This is a genomic window from Streptomyces sp. NPDC050610, from assembly GCF_040654875.1.
Taxonomy (GTDB): domain Bacteria; phylum Actinomycetota; class Actinomycetes; order Streptomycetales; family Streptomycetaceae; genus Streptomyces.
This window is the reverse complement of record NZ_JBFAIV010000015.1, coordinates 169,594-187,413: the sequence shown is the minus strand read 5'-3', so window position 1 is coordinate 187,413 and position 17,820 is coordinate 169,594. Positions and strand designations below refer to the sequence as shown.

Genomic DNA, 17,820 nt, shown 5'->3' with positions numbered 1-17,820 from the left:
CGAGCCCCCATCTCTCCCCCGCCACGAGAAATCTGCGCTTCACATCTTGCGTGTGAAATTAACAGGAACCATGATGCTTTCAGCCCCGGTCCCCCCAACTCCCCGTTCCCCAACTCCCCGCTCCGTCGGAGGCACAACATGGTCAGCACCCACCCCCCGGCCGGTGCCCCCCGGTCGCTCCTCGACCGCATGGGCATCCCGAAACCCCTGGCCTTCGGCTTCCTCGGGGTTCTGCTCTTCATGGTCGGAGACGGCGTCGAGTCCGGTTTCATCGCGCCGTTCATGGCCGATCACGGGGCCGGGACCGAGGTGCGCGCCTCGTATGTGATCACCGCGTACGGCGTCACGGTGATGGTGGCCTCCTGGCTCTCGGGCGCCCTGGCCGACCTCTGGGGGCCGCGCCGGGTGATGCAGCTGGGCCTCGTGATCTGGATCGTCTTCGACGTCCTGTATCTGGCCTTCGCCCTCGGCGGCGAGAACTACCCGCTGATGCTGGTCCTCTACGGGCTGCGGGGCTTCGGCTATCCGCTCTTCGCCTTCGGCTTCCTGGTGTGGATCACCGCCACCACCCCGCCGGCCCGGCTCGGCACCGCCGTCGGCTGGTTCTACGTCGCCTTCACCGGCGGGCTGCCGACCCTCGGCTCACTGGTCGCCGGAACCACCAACCCGCTCTTCGGCCAGTTCGCCACCCTGTGGATCGCGCTCGGCATCATCGCGCTCGGCGGTGTGATCTGCATGATCGGCGTCCGGGAGCGCACCGGCTTCACCCGGCTCGCCCCGCCCGACGCGCAGCCCGTGCAGCGGCTGACGTCGAGCCTCGCCATCATCTGGCAGAACCCCCGCGTCGCCGTCGCCTGCGTGGTGCGCGTCATCAACACCGCGCCGGAGTTCGGCTTCCTGGTCTTCCTGCCGACCTTCTTCGGCGACCGGATCGGCTTCGGCGAGGGCGGCTGGCTGACCCTGCTGGCCGTCATCTACGGCACCAACGTGATCTTCAACCTGGTCTTCGGCGCGATCGGCGACCGGATCGGCTGGCAGCGGACGATCGCGACGTTCGGCGGCCTGGGCTGCGCGGTCACCACGCTGATGCTGTATTTCGTGCCGCTCGCGGCCGGTGACCGCTACTGGGTGGCCATCGTGGTCGGGATGCTCTACGGCATCGCGCTGGCCGGGTTCGTCCCCATCTCGGCGCTGGTCCCCAACCTGGCCCCCGAGAACAAGGCGGGCGCGATGGCCCTGCTCAACCTGGGCGCGGGCGGCGCGGCCTTCGTCGGCCCCGCGATCGTCAGCCTCTTCCTCGGGCTGGTGGGCCCCGCCGGGGTGGTCATCATCTTCGCCGCGCTGTATGTGCTCGCCTCGGTGCTGACGATGGTGTTCCTCAAGCTGCCGGAGGGCAGCACGGCCCGGACCGCTCCCGAGGCCCCGCCCCAGGAGGCCGAGCCGGCGCCGGCGAGCGCCTGAACCGGACCCGGCACGGCAGGAGCCCCGCACGCGATGTGTGCGGGGCTCCTAGCCGTACGTATATGCAAAAGGTGGTGCGAGGTCAGCCCTGCCAGCTGTGCGGCGCCCGGAAGCCGGGCGTGCGCTCCAGGCGGCGCCAGCCCGCGGTGGTGCGGCGGGGGCGCGGCAGGTTGGTCGCACGGTCCTGGGTGGCGGCGGCGCGGGCGAGGAGGACCGCGGTGACGGCGGCCAGCTCCTCGGCGTCGGCCTGGCCCTTCTCCACGCGAACGACGGCGTCTGTGGGAGTGCTCATGTCCGGTTTCGTCTCCATTACTGCGGCTTACTGCGGCGGGTTGCCGTGCTTGCGGGACGGCAGATCGGCGTGCTTGGCGGCGAGCATCGCCAGGGACCTGATGAGGACCTGACGGGTCTCGACCGGGTCGATGACGTCGTCGACCAGGCCGCGCTCGGCGGCGTAGTAGGGGTGCATCAGCTCGGACTTGTACTCCTTGACCATGCGCGCCCGCATGGCCTCGGGGTCGTCCGCCTCGGCGATCTGCTTGCGGAAGATCACGTTGGCCGCGCCCTCGGCGCCCATGACCGCGATCTCGTTCGTGGGCCAGGCGTAGGTCAGGTCCGCGCCGATGGACTGGGAGTCCATGACGATGTACGCGCCGCCGTACGCCTTGCGCAGGATCACCGAGATCCGCGGCACGGTGGCGTTGCAGTACGCGTACAGCAGCTTCGCGCCGTGCCGGATGATCCCGCCGTGCTCCTGGTCGACGCCGGGCAGGAAGCCGGGGACGTCCAGCAGCGTGACGATCGGGATGTTGAAGGCGTCGCACATCTGGATGAACCGGGCGGCCTTTTCGGACGCCTCGATGTCCAGCACGCCGGCCAGCGACTGCGGCTGGTTGGCGACGATGCCCACGACCTGACCGTCGAGGCGGGCCAGGGTGCACAGGATGTTGGTGGCCCAGCGCTCGTGGACCTCCAGGGACTCGCCGTCGTCGACGAGCTCCTCGATGACCTTGCGCATGTCGTACGGGCGGTTGCCGTCGGCGGGCACCAGGTCCAGCAGCGCCTCGCCACGACGGTCGGCGGGGTCCTGGGCCTCGGCGACCGGCGGGTTCTCGCGGTTGTTCTGCGGCAGCATCGACAGCAGGAAGCGCACCTCTTCGAGGCAGGTCTCCTCGTCGTCGTACGCGAAGTGCGCCACGCCCGACGTCTCGGCGTGCACGTCCGCGCCGCCCAGCCCGTTCTGCGTGACCTTCTCGCCGGTCACCGCCTGCACCACGTCCGGGCCGGTGATGAACATCTGCGAGGTCTCGCGGACCATGAACACGAAGTCGGTCAGGGCCGGGCTGTACGCTGCGCCGCCCGCGCACGGGCCGAGCATCACGGAGATCTGCGGGATGACGCCGGAGGCGCGGGTGTTGCGCTGGAAGATGCCGCCATAGCCGGCGAGCGCCGAGACGCCCTCCTGGATGCGGGCGCCCGCGCCGTCGTTCAGCGACACCAGGGGCGCGCCCGCGGAGATCGCCTTGTCCATGATCTTGTGGATCTTCGTGGCGTGGGCCTCGCCCAGCGCGCCGCCGAAGATCCGGAAGTCGTGTGCGTAGACGAAGACGGTGCGGCCCTCGACGGTGCCCCAACCGGTGATCACACCATCGGTGTAGGGCTTCTTCGCCTCCAGGCCGAACCCGGTGGCGCGGTGCCTGCGCAGCGGCTCGATCTCGTTGAAGGAGCCCGGGTCCAGCAGCAGGTCGATGCGCTCGCGAGCGGTCAGCTTCCCCTTGGCCTTCTGGGCCTCGGTCGCCCGGTCGCTGGGCCCGCGGCGGGCCTGCTCACGGATCGCGTGCAGCTCGGCGACGCGCCCACGGACGTCACTCGCCTCTACGGGCGCCCCTTCGAGATTGCTCATGGCATCGACGGTACGTGGCCGAGGCCATGGAACTACATGTTGCTTTCGTACAACGTCGAGCCCCATTTCGTGGGCAGGCAGCACAGAAGTTCACAGCGCGGCCCCTCCCGCCGATCCGGAATAGGGGCAGCGATCTGTTGGTACTCCACAAAACTCGGCGCACCGAGCCGTAGGATGCCGGGCTTGACCTCCGCGCCCCGTCAGCCCCGGCCCGTACCCGCCGCCGCCTCGTCGAACACCTCGAACACGCACTTCCCCCCGCCCTGACCGGGCAAGCCGTCCGTCGGTGGTCACCAGCGGGACCTCGTATCCCTCGGCGAGGGCGACGCAGGTCGCGTCATAGGCTGACACGTTCGCGTACAGCTCGCGCACGCGGGGCAGTACGGGGAGGTGCTCCAGCCGCCGTACGGGCAGCTATGCGTAGTTGTCCCAAGCCTCGTCCAGCTCCGCATCTGTGAGTTTTCCGCCCCGGTGCCGCCCGAGGAGGGCGGAGGCCGCTTCGGCGTCGATCGGATACGGCGCGATGATCTTCTCACCGGTGACGCGGGCACGGACTGCGGTCCCCACCGGCCCCGCGTCGGCCGGCAGCACGACCATCGCCCCGGCGTCCAGCACGATCACTCGTGCCGCCTTCCCGCCTCGATGCCGGCCCGGACGTCCGCCGAGGAGAGCCGGGCCGTCGCCCGCCGCCCGATCCGCGCGACGACATCCTCCAGCGCGGGCGTCGCCGCCTCTTCCCCCAGCAACGTCCGGGCGTACGCCTGGAGCGACTGCCGGCTGCGCGCGGCTCCTATCTTCAGCTCGGCGAGAGCCTCGTCGGACAGATCCCGGACATAGAGGGTGGCCATGCGACGAAACTAGTCGCATGGCCAGCAGTCTGCTGGCACAGCGGTGATCCTCGGCTATCCGCCCGCCTCGACCGTGCAGGAGTGCGTCGCGCAGGCCGTGCCCGGGGTGACGCGCAGGCGCAGTGAGCGGCCTGTGGCCAGGACCTCGACCGTCGGGTCGTGGGCGGTCACCCGCCGTACGGGCCAGGCCCAGGTGACCTCGAAGGGCGCGCCGTCCCGGGTCGGGGCGGCCAGGTGCAGCGCGGTGGTGCGGCCGTGGCGGCGGGTCAGGATGCTCGCGGGGGCCGTCGTCGAGAGCGGGCCGGCGGTGGCGGCGCGCCAGAAGTTGACCGCCAGGATGCCGAGCGAGGGCGCCGAGATCCCCTGCCGGTCGCGGGAGTTGGCGATGACGGTCAGCCGGCCGGGGTCGGCTGCGCGGGCCGCGAGGGCGCGGGGGCTCGCGCCGGGCATCAGCACGTAGGCGTACGCGGCGTCCGTCGGGTCCGTGCCGTGGGCGAGGAGCAGGGTGAGGTAGCGGCGGGTGAGGGGATCGGGGACGCCGCCGGAGTTGATGTCACGCCAGGAACCCGTACGGGCCTCGCGCAGGGCGTGCAGCGGCGCGCCGCCGGGGAAGACGTAGCCGCCGTGTCCGGCCAGGTGCGCCCAGTGGACGCGGCGGAACTCTCTGCTCCAGCCCAGCTCCGACGGCTGGGGCTCGCCGTCGACGGTGAGCTGGGGGTCGCCCTCCGCTCCCAGGTTGCGGTTGTCGACGACGGTTTCGGCGGGGACGCCGTCGCGGCCGGTGATGCCCGCGCCGAGGCAGACCACCGCGTCCGCGAGGCAGAACCAGGACTTCCGCGCTTCCAGCGTGCTGGAGAGCCCCTTCAGGTGCTGCCCGACGGCCGCGAACTCTCCGTCCGTGGCACCGCCCACCCAGGTCACGGCGGGTTTGGGCGCGCCCCAGCCGCCGCCCTCGTTGTCGGCGAGCCGCTTGGCGGAGACGGTGGTGCCGGGCAGCCGGTAGGGGTCGACGGTCGGCCAGAAGGCGTCCGTGTACTGGTCGCCGCCGTGCGTCGCACCCCACCAGTAGAGCATTCCGGCGCCGGTGTGCCAGCCGTGCGGATTCTCGCCGTTGCCGTTCTCGTAGTACGCGATCCGGTCGGAGGCCATGGCGATGTTCGCGGCCCAGCCGGGGCGGCGGTGCACGGCGCGGTCCATCGCGGCGAACAGCCGGTGGCCCACGGGCTCGGCCGCCGCCCCGCCCTGACCGGCGGCGACGGCCGCGAGCCGGGCCAGGTCGGCGACGTCGAACTGCGGGTCGTCGCCGACCGGACCGCTGACGTCACGGGCGATCCACCCTCTGATCATGGCGTGCCAGCGCTCGCGCTCCGCCGCGCTCGCGCCGCCGCCGAGCAGCGCGACGGCCGCCAGCAGCAGGTGCCCGCGCTGGTGATCGCTCTGGAGAACCCTGTTCGCGTCGGCGCTCTGCACGCCCCGGCTGACGGCGCGCCCGGAGACGCTGTCCATCATCAGCCCGTTGTGGAGGAGCGGGGCGTAGGCGTGCTCGACGCTGTCGTGGATGATCTGCCGTCGGGGGTCGGTCACCTCCCAGCTGGAGCCGCGCAGCAGGGTGAAGAGCCGTCCGAGGCCGTCGAGGAGGACATAGCCGTATGTGCCGGAGTACGCGACCCACGTGTGCTGGACGAAGGAGCCGTCGGCGTAGAGCCCGTCGCCCTTGGTGACGTAGGGGAAGACGGGCGACAGGGCGTCGCGGGCGAGCGCGAGCTTGGCGGGGGCCGCGCCGAGCATGCCGCGCAGGGCGACGACGCGGCAGAGGTCGACGCGGTTGGCGCCGGTGCTCGTGCCGGTGTAGTCGCCGAGCATGGCGTCGGGGACGAAGTGGTCGACGGCGGCGAGCTGTTCGGCCCGCCGGTCCTCGGCGACCTGCCCGTACACGAGGGTGAGGGTGTCGAGGAGGAGGCGGGGGCTGCCGATCTGCCACTCCCACCAGTTGCCGTACCGGGCGGTGGCCTGGTTGTAGACCCGGGCGTGCAGCTGGTCGAGCCCGGCCGCGACGTCGGCGGCGAGCGCGGGGTCGCCGGTGAGGCCGGTGCCGGGCTGGGCGTACGCCTGGGCCATGGTGTTCAGGCGGCTGTAGCTGAGGGTGATCCCGGCGGGCGGGTCGTACGGGGCGTCGGACCAGAGCGAGGCGGCGGCGGGCCGCATGCTCGCGCGGTAGCTCCGCGCGAAGGCGCCGGTCCGCTTGAGACGTGTGGCGTACGGCTCGGCGGCGGGGTCGAAGCCCGTGCCGAGCATGAGGTCGCGCCAGCGCGTCCGCAGCGCCTCGAACTCATCGGCCGCATGGGCTTGTCGAGCCAAGGGAAGCGCGAGGGCGGTGGCGCTCAGCGCGGCCAGGAGGCCGCGCCGGGACCAGGGAGTGCGCGGTGGCGGCACAGGTGTCCCCATCCCCCGCGCACGCCCCTGCGAAACCGGCTGGGCCCGCCCCGCTGACAGATGCACGATGCATCCTGTTGAATGTTGAACGACATCGCGTTACAGTCATTCTCGTTGAACATTAAACAAGATCCCGAGGAGGAGCCATGGCTCTGTTCAACCGCAAGCGCAGCACGACCGCCCCCGCCGCATCCGCCGGTACCTCCGTCCTCGACGCGGACCCGGCGCTCGCCGCGCTGACCGGCGAGTACACCATCGACCCGGCGCACAGCAGCATCGGCTTCACCGTGCGGCACGCGATGGTCACCAACGTCCGCGGCGCGTTCACCGAGCACGAGGGGTCGCTCACCCTCGACGGCGCCGACCCCGCCCGGTCCGGCGCCGCCATCGACGTGCGGATCGCCAGCGTCGACACCGGCATCAAGGACCGGGACGGCCACCTGCTGAGCGGCGACTTCTTCGACGCCGAGCGATTCCCGACGATGAGCTTCCGCTCCTCCTCGGCCGAGCGGCTGGGCGGCGACCGCTACCGCGTCACCGGCGACCTGACGATCAAGGACGTGACCCGTCCGCTCGCCATCGACCTGGAGTTCAACGGCTCCGCCACCGACGTGTACGGCAACGAGCGCGTCGGCTTCGAGGGCAGTGCCGAGATCCTGCGCTCCGACTGGGGCCTGACCTGGAACGCGGCCCTGGAGACAGGCGGCGTCATGGTCAGCGACAAGGTGAAGCTCACCTTCGACATCTCCGCCGTCAAGGCCGCGCCCCAGAGCTGATGTGAGCCGTTCAGCGACCGAGGCGGCGCAGGTAGTCGATGACGGCCGCATCCCCTTCCGCGGCCGGAGCGATGAGGGCGACGTAATCGTCGGGCCGTACGAGCACGACCCCGCCGCCCTCCATCCCGTACGCCGCGCGGGCGTGCCCCTCGTGGTCTTCGAGCCCCTCGGGGCCCGCGTCGATCAGGCGGGTACGCAGCGGGCCCGCGTACTCCGCACGCGCCCTGGTCAGCGTCTTCGCGCTGTCCGGGCCGAAGCCGAGAAGGGTGTGTCCGGGACCCGCGAACGTCTCGAAGAGCCGCACCGGCCGCCCGGTCGCCGTGTCCCGGCAGGGCGCGTCCGGGGCCCGGTCGCCCGCCACGAGCCCGTCGCCCTCCCCGGCCCGCTCCTCCCCCGCGCCGCCCGAGAGCGAGCTCCAGCGGTAGCCGACGCGCAGCGCACTGGTCTCCTCGCTCCCGCCCAAGTCCGTACCGAATTTCCCCGTCTTGGCGCCCTCCACGATCCTCCTCAACCCCTCGTTCGAGGTCTTCAGCGTCCACGCCGCGACGGGCAGCCGCTCCTCCTCGTAGGTGTCCAGCAGGCCGGGCCCCGCGTGGCCGCCGATGACCAGCGCGAGCTTCCAGCCGAGGTTGAAGGCGTCCTGGATGCCGGTGTTCATGCCGAGGCCGCCCGCGATGGAGTGGACGTGCGCCGCGTCGCCGGCGATGAAGACCCGGCCCTCGCGGAAGCGGCCGGCCATGCGGACGTTGACGCGGTACGTGGACAGCCAGGTGGGGTTGGCCAGGCGCACCCCCGGGACGCGGGCGACCCGGTCGAAGAGGTCTTGGAAGACCTCCAGCGACGGCTCGGGCAGCCTGCCCCGCTCGTCCGTACCGGCCGCCCCCTGGAGCTGCCAGTGCGACAGGCCGCGGAACGGGCAGAGCATGATCCCGCCGCCCTCGCCGAACCACTGGTGCCAGAAGCCCCGGTCGAGCCCGTCCGCCTCGACATCGCCGAGGATCATCATCTCCTCGGCCGCCGTCTCCCCCTCGAAGCTCACGCCCAGCGCCTTGCGCACGAAGCTCTTGCCTCCGTCGCACCCGGCCAGGTAGTCCGCTTCGACGGTCCGCCCGTCGGCGAGCGTGGCGCGCACACCGTGCTCGTCCTGCGTGAAGCCGGTCAGCTCGCAGCCGAGTTCGACCCGCACCCCGTACTCGGCGAGCTTGCCGCGCAGCAGTTCCTCGGTGCGCCACTGCGGCAGGAGCAGACCGCTGGAGTACGGGACGTCGGGGCGCGCCTCCGCGGAGTCCCAGGAGACGGTGTCGGCGACGGGCACGGCGTCGCGGTACTTGCGCAGCACGATGTGCTCGGTCCCCGCCGCCGTGAGCTCCTCGTCGAGGCCGAGGTCGGCGAGGAGTTCGCGGCTGCGCTGGTTGAGGCCCTTGCCTCGCGAACCCCGGTGGAACTCCGGGGCCTTGTCGATGATCCGTACGGCCACTCCGGCCCGGGCGAGCGAGCAGCCCAGGGTCAGTCCGGTGGGCCCCGCTCCGACGATCAGCACTGCGGTGTTCATACGGCTTCCCTCCATCGTCATGCCGTCAATGGAACGCCGACCGGACAGAAAATGCAACCGGGTAACGAATTTATCTTGGTTACGAAAAAATCTGCTACGGTGGAGGCGTGACCGAGGAGACCGGACTGCGGGAACGCAAGAAGCAGCGCACACGGCGGGCGCTGTCCGAAACAGCCATCGAGCTCTTCCTGAAGCGCGGCTTCGACCAGGTGTCGGTGGCGGACGTGGCGGCCGCGGCGGAGGTGTCCAAGCCGACCCTCTTCCGCTACTTCCCCACCAAGGAGGACTTGGTCCTGCACCGCTTCGCCGACCACCAGGGCGAGTCGGCGCGCGTCGTACGCGACCGCGCGCCCGGACAGCCGCCGCTGGCCGCGCTGCGCGCGCACTTCCACGCGCGCCTGGACGCCCACGACCCGATCACGGGCCTGACCGGCGACCAGAGGGTACGCGCGTTCATCGACATGGTCTACAGGACCCCTGGCCTGGCGGCCCGCGTCATCCGCTACGGCGACCGGGACCAGGCGGAGCTGGCGGACCAGCTGCTGGCCGCGGCCCCTGAGGCGGGCGGTCTGACGGCGCGGCTGGCGGCCGCCCAGATCATCATGGTCCACCAGCACCTGGCCCACGAGAACTGGGGGAAGCTCAACGCGGGCCGCGGCATGGACGAGACCCTGACCGAGGCCCATGCCGACGCCGAGCGCGCGTACGACCTGCTCGACGCCGGACTGGGGCCCCACTACCCGTGACGCAGAGCCGCCGGCTCACTCCCGCGGCTCGACCCCCGCACGCCGCAGCCCGTACGCGTACGCGTCGTCCAGCGCCTGCCACGACGCCGCGATCACGTTCTCCGCGACGCCGACCGTCGACCACTCGCCGCGCCCGTCGCTGGTGGAGACCAGCACCCGGGTGATCGACCCGGTGCCCTGGCGGCCCTCCAGGATGCGCACCTTGTAGTCGACCAGCTCGAACTCCGCGAGCTGCGGATAGATCCGCTCCAGGCCGACGCGCAGCGCCCGGTCCAGCGCGTTCACCGGCCCGTTGCCCTCGGCGGTCGCCACCAGCCGCTCGCCCTTGGCCCACAGCTTCACCGTCGCCTCGTTGGCGTGCGTGCCGTCGGGGCGGTCCTCGACGATCGCGCGCCAGGACTCGACCCGGTAGTAGCGCGGCGCGCTCCCCTCCTCCCCCTTCTGGAGCTCCTCGCGGAGCAGCAGCTCGAAGGAGGCGTCGGCGGCCTCGTACGTGTAGCCCGCCAGCTCCCGCTCCTTGACGCGCTCGACGACGCGGCCGACCAGCTCGCGGTCGCCGCCGAGGTCGATGCCCAGCTCCTTGCCCTTGAGCTCGATGGAGGCGCGGCCGGCCATGTCGGAGACCAGCATCCGCATGGTGTTGCCGACCCGCTCGGGATCGATGTGCTGGTACAGGTCGGGGTCGACCTTGATGGCGGACGCGTGCAGCCCGGCCTTGTGGGCGAAGGCGGAAACGCCCACGTAGGGCTGGTGGGTGGACGGGGTGAGGTTGACCACCTCGGCGATGGCGTGCGAGATCCGGGTCATCTCCTTCAGCCCGCCCTCCGGCAGCACCCGCTTGCCGTACTTGACCTCCAGGGCGGCGACGACGGGGAACAGGTTGGAGTTGCCGACCCGCTCGCCGTAGCCGTTGGCCGTGCACTGCACATGGGTCGCGCCCGCGTCCACGGCCGCCAGCGTGTTGGCGACCGCGCAGCCCGTGTCGTCCTGGGCGTGGATGCCCAGCCGCGCGCCGGTGTCGGCGAGCACGGTCCGTACGACCGCCTGGACGTGGGCGGGGAGCATGCCGCCATTGGTGTCGCAGAGGACGACGACCTCGGCGCCGGCCTCGTGGGCGGCGCGTACGACCTGCTTCGCGTACGCGGGGTCGGCGTAATAGCCGTCGAAGAAGTGCTCGCAGTCGACGAAGACCCGGCGGCCCTGACCGCGCAGATACGAGACGGTGTCGCGGACCATCGCGAGGTTCTCGTCCAAGGTGGTGCGCAGGGCGAGCTCCACGTGCCGGTCGTGCGACTTGGCGACCAGGCAGACGACCGGGGTGTCCGCGTCGAGCAACGCCGCGACCTGCGGGTCGTCCTCGGCCCGTACGCCCGCCTTGCGGGTGGCGCCGAACGCGACGAGCCGCGCGTGCTTGAAGTCGATCTCGTCCCGCGCCCGCTGGAAGAACTCGGTGTCCCGGGGATTGGCGCCGGGCCAGCCCCCTTCGATGAAGCCGACGCCGAAGTCGTCCAGGTGGCGGGCGATGGTCAGCTTGTCCGCGACGGTGAGGTTGATGCCCTCACGCTGCGCGCCGTCGCGCAGCGTGGTGTCGAAGACGTGGAAGGCGTCGTCGGGCGCGTCCTGTACGTCCTTCATGCTGATGTGACTCCTGTCGGGATCTCGGTCTACCGGAATGACCGGCTCCACCGTCTCCCTATGATCCCTCGCGCCGATCGCCTCCGGCGTAGGTGGGCCGGGAAACGAAAAGACCTCTCGCGGGTGCGAGAGGTCTGCGCGCGGGTCTCTGAGACACGGTTTCCGCGCCGTACTCGGGTGGTACGGGGCGGTCACTGCGGACCGGCGCGCCTGCTGCCAATAATCATGGCGAACGAGAGCACGCTGGGATCGTGGCACAGCTGTCCATTGCCGCGTGGGGCCGTCTCACCATCCGGTCAGAGATTGCCCTCAAACGCCGGGCGGGCTGGATTGCCTGCGCCGAGCCACACGAAAATCAACCCGCCCGACGATTGATGACGTCGGCAGCCCGCCCGGCGATTGCGGGCATCGGTGACCTTGCTCGCATCGCGCGCCGCGCACATCCAGACCCGGTCGACGATCGAGCCCATCGGTAAGCGGCACTGGCCTCGAACCACACCACATCCAGCCCGGCCGGCGATTGAGGCCATCGGTAAGCCGCACTGGCACCGAACCGCACCAAACCAAACCCGCCCGGCAATTGAGGGCGTCAGTAGCCTGACTCACACCACGCGCCGCACACACCCAAGCCCGGCCGGCGATTGAGGCCATCAGTAAGCCGCACTGGCACCGAACCGCACCAAACCAAACCCGCCCGGCAATTGAGGGCGTCAGTAGCCTGACTCACACCACGCGCCGCACACACCCAAGCCCGGCCGGCGATTGAGGCCATCAGTAAGCCGCACTGGCACCGAACCGCACCAAACCAAACCCGCCCGGCAATTGAGGGCGTCAGTAGCCTGGCTCGCATCGCGCGCCGCACACACCCAAGCCCGGCCGGCGAGGCCATCGGTGAGTTAGCGGCGCCGGTACGGAAGCGCGTATCAGACAAGCCCGGCCGGCGATTGAGGCACTGGTCAGGCGCGTTCAGGCACCGTCGAAGCCGACGGCTCCGGCGTGTGGGCCGGCCGGCCGACGCGCTTCAGGTCGATGTCACGCGTCTCGCGCATCGAGAGGTAGACGATCAGCGAGACGGCCGCGCACCCCGCCACGTACCAGTAGAAGCCTGATTCGATGCCGCCCTTTTTGAACCAGAGGGCCACGTACTCCGCCGTGCCGCCGAAGAGGGCGTTGGCGATGGCATACGGGAGGGCGACGCCGAGGGCGCGTACGCCGGTCGGGAAGAGTTCGGCCTTCACGCAGGCGTTGATCGAGGTGTAGCCGGTGACGATGACGAGCGCGAGGAGGGCGAGGCCGAGCGCGGGCCAGAAGGAGCCGGCGTGCTTGAGCAGCGTCATGATCGGCACGGTCAGGAAGGTCGAGCCGACCGCGAAGGTGATCAGCAGCGGCCGCCGGCCGATGCGGTCCGAGAGGGCGCCCGCGAGCGGTTGCAGGCACATGAAGAGGAACAGCGCGACGAAACTGACGAGGGACGCCGTCGGCTTGGCCATGCCCGCGCTCTTGGAGAGGAATTTGGTGAGGTATGTCGTGTACGTGTAGTACGCGACCGTGCCGCCCATGGTCAGCGCGATCACCAGGAACGCCTCGCGCTTGTGCTTCAGCAGCGCCTTGAGCGTGCCGCGCCGCGCGACCTCGGCGGCGTCGTCCTCGTCCTCCTCGTACACCTCCGTCTCCAGCAGATTGCGGCGCAGGTAGAAGACGATGGCGGCGCCGACGGCGCCGACGATGAACGGGACGCGCCATCCCCAGCTGTGCAGCGCGTCCTCGGACATGGTGCGCTGCATCACGATCTGCAGGCCGAGGCCGACGAGCTGGCCGGCGGTCATGGACACGTACTGGAAGCTGGAGGCGAAGCCGCGTTTGCCGGGTGCGGACGCCTCGGTGAGATAGGTCGCGCTGGCCGCGTACTCGCCGCCGACCGACAGCCCCTGGAGCAGCCGGGCGACCATGAGGACGGCGACGCCGCCGTAGCCCGCGACCGCGTAGGTCGGGGCGACCGCGATGAGGATCGCGGAGGCGGACATCAGCGTGACGGTCAGGGTGAGGGCGGCCTTGCGTCCCTTGCGGTCACCGATCCGGCCGAGCAGCCAGCCGCCGACCGGCCGCATGAAGAAGCCGACGGCGAAGATCCCCATGGTGTTCATGAGATTGGCGGTGCCGTTGCCCTTGGGGAAGAACGCGTCCGCGAAGTACACGGCGAACGTCGCGTACACGAACCAGTCGAACCACTCGACCATGTTGCCGGCCGAGCCGACCCAGATCTTCTTCCAGTGCTGTCCCATGGACGATCACGGTGGCGGAGCGGGCCTGTCCACGACAAGAGTTCGGTCGGCAACGATCACGCTTCTTTATGCACATCGCGTGCGCACCGGCCCCTCCACCGCGCCCTGGCGCCCGCTACCGCAGCCACCGCACGAACACGTCGCTCTCCCCATTGGTGTCGCCGGACACGAGGTCCGCGGAGGCGGAGTCGAAGGCCACGGCGCTGCCGTCCTCATTGACGGCGGGGTTGCCCGCCGAGTAGTCATTGCGGCCGCCGCCGGCGTCGACGCTGATCAACTGGGTGGCCCCGGTGGCCGTATCGCGCAGGTACACGCTCTCCGGCCCGTCCGTGTCGCCCAGCCTCCCCTGGACGTACGCGACATGCCGGCCGTCCGCGCTCAGCGCCGCCTGGTCGGTGTAGACCTTGCCGCCCGCGCCCTTGACGATCGCGGTGCGGCCCTTGTCGAGGTCGCGGACGAAGACGTTGACGCTGCGGTTGGCATCCCCCGGCACGAGGTTGGCGGCGTACGAGTCGAAGGCGACGCGACGGCCGTCGGCGCTGAGGACCGGGCCGGTGGACTCGCGGTCCGCGGCCCCGCCGTCAGGGGCCGTGCTCGCCTTCTCCAGGGCGCCCGTCAGCATGTCGCGGACGTAGATGTCGCTGTGGTTGGCGGGCCCGCCGCGGTTCGGGACGGCGTACTGGTAGGCGATGTAGCGGCCGTCGGCGCTGATGGACGGCCGCCCGGCGGCGCGGGAGCCGTCCTGGGACGTCGGGCTGACCTGCTCGATGGCGCCGTTCTGGGTCTTGTAGCGGTAGACGCGCGGCTGCTCGACGCGGTCGGGCGTCGAGGGCAGGGTGGCGGTGAAGGTCACGTACGCGCAGTCGGAGCTGATCTTCGGTTCGCCCGCCGAGGCGAACTCGACGCCCTCGAACGTGTTGCTGGTGCGCCCGATCTTCCCGACCGGCCGGAAGCGCAGATAGACGGTGGGACGGCCGTCCGCGGGCGAGTTGCCGGTCATGTTGGTGGCCTCCGAGACGAAGGCCGTGAAGATGTGGCAGCTGGACGGCGCGTACGAACGGCCGTCCGGGGTCTGCCCGTTGTACCCCGAGCTGACGGACCGGCCCGCGTGGTAGGCGTTGGTCCGGCCGCCGGCGTCCGAGGTGAACGAGACGTTCGCGTGGTCGCCGAACGACGCGCCCCAGGACGCGCTGTCCCACTGCCCGCCGTCCGGCGCGTGGCTGATCCGCTCGGTGTACGGGCGGGTGGGCTCGTCGGCGGCGGTGGCGGGCAGCGCGCCGACGGCGAGCGCGGCGGCCAGCGCGGCCACGGCTGCGGCGGCGCGTACGACTACGGACATGTTCTCTCCCCCGATTGACCTGACTGACCCGACGTGCACGATTGACCCGCTTGACCCGAAGGACACGATCGGCCCGGTTGGCAGGTGGTACGTTGCACGGCGCTCAGCGGACGCGCCGGACGAAGACGTCCGCGAAGCCGTTGGTGTCCCCGGGCACGAGGTCGTCGGCGCCGGAGCCGAAGGCGACGCTGCGGCCGTGTGCCGAGAGCGATCCCTGCCCGGCGGAGGCGGGACCGGCGGTCACGGCCCGGTCGCGGCCGGTGCGCAGGTCGCGCAGGGCGAGCTTCGACGCGGCGTCCGCGTACAGCAGTCGCCGCCCGTCGGGGCTCAGGGCGCGGGCCTGGACGCCGGGGAGCCGGGTCGTACGGCCGGTGCGCAGGTCGCGTACGTACGCGTCCGGGCCCATGTTGTACGCGACCGACCGGGCGTTGCCGCTGAGTTGGACAAGGCTCGCGGGGGCGGCGTCGTGGGAGCCGTCGATCTGCTGGAGCCGGCCCGTGCGGAGGTTCTTGACGACGATGTCGTACGTGTCGGGGCCCTCGCCGAGGCGGCGGTGGGTCTGGTAGGCGATCGTCTTCCCGTCGCCGCTGATCGATCCGTCCGTCATGTCGAACTGTTCCGGCGTCGCATCGTGGCTGGCCTTGATGTTCTCGCCGGTCTGCCGGTCGCGGACGTACACGGCCCTGGGGTCGGCGGGGTGGTGCGGCTTGTCGGTGTAGGCGGCGTAGCGGCAGTCGGCGCTGAGCGAGGTGAGGGTGGAGCCGCCGCGCGACTGGCCGAGCACGTCCCGCCTGCCGGTCTTCAGGTCGTGGACGATGCCCTGGATGTCGTGGCCGCCGTAGTCGTTGAAGCCGACGCAGCTCGCGTCGGCGCTCATGCGCAGCCCGTACAGCCCGTCCCGGACGAAGGTGAGCGTGCCGGTCCGCAGGTCCTTGACGAAGGTGTCGGGGAACGGCGAGTTCGGGTCGGGGGTCAGGTTGGTGGCGCGCGAGGAGAAGGCGACGTACCGCCCGTTCGCGCTGATCACGCCCCCGCCCGACGCGGCGTTCCCCTGAGTGCCGTCCGCGGCGACGCTGGCTCTCACCGTGCGCGGCCGGTGCGTGGCGCCGGTATCCGTGCCGCCGGTGTCCGCGGCGGCGGTGGGCAGGGCGGCCGCCATGAGCGCCCCGGCCAGGGCCGTACCGGCTGCCGCTCGTACAGCGATGGACATGATTCCCCCCGGAACGCACGAATCCCCCGGCCCTTCGCCGAAGGCCCACGGGGATGCAACCGCACCACGAGTGAGCCGGTCAATGCGACCGAATGCGTACAACCCGGCCCCGTGATCGCGGGTCCGCGAGCGCAGCGGACGCGGCGGACGCGGCGGGGCAGACGCGGCGCGGCGGACGCAGAACGCGAGGAGAGCCGTTCCCCGTGTCACGGGAACGGCTCTCCAGGCACGTACGCGGCTGCGGTCGGCGGCTTCAGCCCAGGGGGTGCATCCAGCCGTGGGTGTCCTCGGCGGCGCCGGTCTGGATGTTCAGCAGGGCCTCGCGGAGCTTCATGGTGACCTCGCCGGGGGCGCCGTCGCCGACGGTCCAGTCGGCGCGGGCGGACTTCACCGAGCCGACGGGGGTGATGACGGCGGCGGTGCCGCAGGCGAAGACCTCGGTGAGGGTGCCGTCCTCGTTGCCGGCCTTCCAGTCGTCGGTGGAGATACGGCCCTCGCCGGCCTCGTACCCCAGGTCGGTGGCGATCTTGAGCAGCGAGTCACGGGTGATGCCGGGGAGCAGCGAGCCGGTCAGCTCCGGGGTGACGATCTTGTTCCCGTACACGAAGTACAGGTTCATGCCGCCCATCTCCTCGACCCAGCGGCGCTCGATCGCGTCCAGCCAGACCACCTGGTCGCAGCCCTGCGCGGCGGCCTGAGCCTGCGCGACCAGCGAGGCGGCGTAGTTGCCCCCGGTCTTCGCGGCGCCGGTGCCGCCGGGGGTGGCCCGCACGTACTCCTCGGAGAGCCACACCGAGACCGGCTTCACACCGCCGGAGAAGTAGGCGCCGGCCGGCGAGGCGATGACGATGAAGAGGTATTCGTTGGCCGGCCGCACGCCCAGCCCGACCTCCGTAGCGATCATGAAGGGACGCAGGTAGAGCGAGGCCTCGCCGCTGCCGGGCACCCAGTCCTTGTCCTGCTTGACGAGCGCGTCGCACGCCTCGATGAAGGTCTCGACGGGCAGTTCCGGCATGCCGAGGCGGCGGGCGGACGACTGGAAACGCTCGGCGTTGGCGTGCGGGCGGAAGGTGGCCACGGTCCCGTCCGGCTGACGGTACGCCTTGAGCCCCTCGAAGATCGTCTGCGCGTAGTGCAGCGTCATGTTGGCGGGGTCCATGGACAGCGGCGCGTACGGCACGAGCTGTCCGTCATGCCATCCCCGGCCCTCGGTCCAGCGGACCGTCACCATGTGATCGGTGAAGAAGCGGCCGAATCCCGGTGCCGCCAGGATGCGCTCCCGCTCGGCGTCGGACAGCGAGTGCGAGGAGGAGGGCTTGAGCTCGATCGTGGGCGTCGTCATGAGTGGTAGTCCTTCACAGTTTCAGATGTGGTGGACCGCGCTCACTCCGTCCCGGCACTGCTAGGACGTCCGAGCTTCCCCTCATTGCCGCGGCCCCACGTCCGATTATCGCTCGGGTGGGGCCGTGGACGGAAACGCGTGCGCGGCCTGGGGTCGATGGTCGCACCCAACCGCGTGGTAGCACAGCGGCGGGAGCCAGGCCCCGTCGTCGAACCCCCGCCGTTCGCCCGGAGGGCGGGCCCCGCGTCGTCTGGTGCGTGCTCTCGCAAGGCGGAGGGTCATCCCTGTACTGG

Annotated in this window: 15 protein-coding genes; 3 read left to right on the top strand and 12 right to left on the bottom strand. The window is 71.0% G+C overall.

The annotated features are described in order from the left end of the window. Positions 1-138: 138 nt before the first annotated feature. On the top strand, positions 139-1,461 hold the full coding sequence (locus AB0I22_RS20350) for an MFS transporter (protein ID WP_363132212.1): 1,323 nt from the start codon (positions 139-141) through the stop codon (positions 1,459-1,461). Between the two features lie 82 nt (positions 1,462-1,543). Here the strand turns inward: AB0I22_RS20350 and AB0I22_RS20345 are convergent, their stop codons facing one another. The 5 genes from AB0I22_RS20345 to AB0I22_RS20325 all read right to left on the bottom strand — a co-directional run bounded on the left by AB0I22_RS20345 (position 1,544) and on the right by AB0I22_RS20325 (position 6,645). After that, positions 1,544-1,753, bottom strand: coding sequence for an acyl-CoA carboxylase subunit epsilon (locus AB0I22_RS20345; protein WP_363132211.1), 210 nt, complete (start codon positions 1,751-1,753; stop codon positions 1,544-1,546). 27 nt (positions 1,754-1,780) lie between these two features. Beyond that, positions 1,781-3,364 (bottom strand): acyl-CoA carboxylase subunit beta, encoded by a 1,584-nt coding sequence (locus AB0I22_RS20340; protein ID WP_363132210.1) that lies wholly within the window; start codon positions 3,362-3,364, stop codon positions 1,781-1,783. 414 nt (positions 3,365-3,778) lie between these two features. After that, entirely contained in the window at positions 3,779-3,985 is a 207-nt protein-coding gene (locus AB0I22_RS20335; protein ID WP_363132209.1) for a hypothetical protein, read from the bottom strand. After that, positions 3,982-4,212, bottom strand: coding sequence for an antitoxin (locus AB0I22_RS20330; RefSeq protein ID WP_363132208.1), 231 nt, complete (start codon positions 4,210-4,212; stop codon positions 3,982-3,984). The genes AB0I22_RS20335 and AB0I22_RS20330 overlap by 4 nt, the downstream gene beginning before the upstream one ends. Before the next feature lie 54 nt (positions 4,213-4,266). Next, complete coding sequence (locus AB0I22_RS20325) at positions 4,267-6,645, bottom strand: polysaccharide lyase 8 family protein (protein WP_363132207.1); 2,379 nt, start codon at positions 6,643-6,645, stop codon at positions 4,267-4,269. Positions 6,646-6,791: 146 nt separating this feature from the next. Here AB0I22_RS20325 and AB0I22_RS20320 point away from each other — a divergent pair, with 146 nt between their 5' ends. Then, the gene (locus AB0I22_RS20320; protein ID WP_363132206.1) at positions 6,792-7,421 is read left to right on the top strand and encodes a YceI family protein; all 630 of its coding nucleotides are present in this window, start codon (positions 6,792-6,794) and stop codon (positions 7,419-7,421) included. A gap of 10 nt (positions 7,422-7,431) precedes the next feature. Here the strand turns inward: AB0I22_RS20320 and AB0I22_RS20315 are convergent, their stop codons facing one another. Beyond that, positions 7,432-8,973 (bottom strand): FAD-dependent monooxygenase, encoded by a 1,542-nt coding sequence (locus tag AB0I22_RS20315; RefSeq protein ID WP_363132205.1) that lies wholly within the window; start codon positions 8,971-8,973, stop codon positions 7,432-7,434. 107 nt (positions 8,974-9,080) lie between these two features. Between AB0I22_RS20315 and AB0I22_RS20310 the strand changes: the two genes are divergently transcribed. After that, complete coding sequence (locus AB0I22_RS20310; protein ID WP_363132204.1) at positions 9,081-9,719, top strand: TetR family transcriptional regulator; 639 nt, start codon at positions 9,081-9,083, stop codon at positions 9,717-9,719. Between the two features lie 15 nt (positions 9,720-9,734). Here the strand turns inward: AB0I22_RS20310 and cimA are convergent, their stop codons facing one another. From cimA to AB0I22_RS20280, 6 genes are all read right to left on the bottom strand, one after another. Further along, positions 9,735-11,354 (bottom strand): citramalate synthase, encoded by a 1,620-nt coding sequence (gene cimA / locus AB0I22_RS20305; protein ID WP_363132203.1) that lies wholly within the window; start codon positions 11,352-11,354, stop codon positions 9,735-9,737. A gap of 296 nt (positions 11,355-11,650) precedes the next feature. Next, positions 11,651-11,824, bottom strand: coding sequence for a hypothetical protein (locus tag AB0I22_RS20300; protein WP_363132202.1), 174 nt, complete (start codon positions 11,822-11,824; stop codon positions 11,651-11,653). 486 nt (positions 11,825-12,310) lie between these two features. Continuing rightward, positions 12,311-13,636 carry an MFS transporter gene (locus AB0I22_RS20295; RefSeq protein ID WP_363132201.1) on the bottom strand — a complete coding sequence of 442 codons (1,326 nt, stop codon included), beginning with the start codon at positions 13,634-13,636 and terminating at the stop codon, positions 12,311-12,313. A gap of 115 nt (positions 13,637-13,751) precedes the next feature. Continuing rightward, a complete protein-coding gene (locus tag AB0I22_RS20290) occupies positions 13,752-14,975 on the bottom strand; it encodes a hypothetical protein (RefSeq protein WP_363132200.1) in 1,224 nt (407 codons plus the stop codon). Positions 14,976-15,078: 103 nt separating this feature from the next. Continuing rightward, complete coding sequence (locus tag AB0I22_RS20285) at positions 15,079-16,185, bottom strand: protein TolB (protein ID WP_363132199.1); 1,107 nt, start codon at positions 16,183-16,185, stop codon at positions 15,079-15,081. 253 nt (positions 16,186-16,438) lie between these two features. Further along, entirely contained in the window at positions 16,439-17,527 is a 1,089-nt protein-coding gene (locus tag AB0I22_RS20280; protein WP_363132198.1) for a branched-chain amino acid aminotransferase, read from the bottom strand. Positions 17,528-17,820 lie beyond the last annotated feature (293 nt).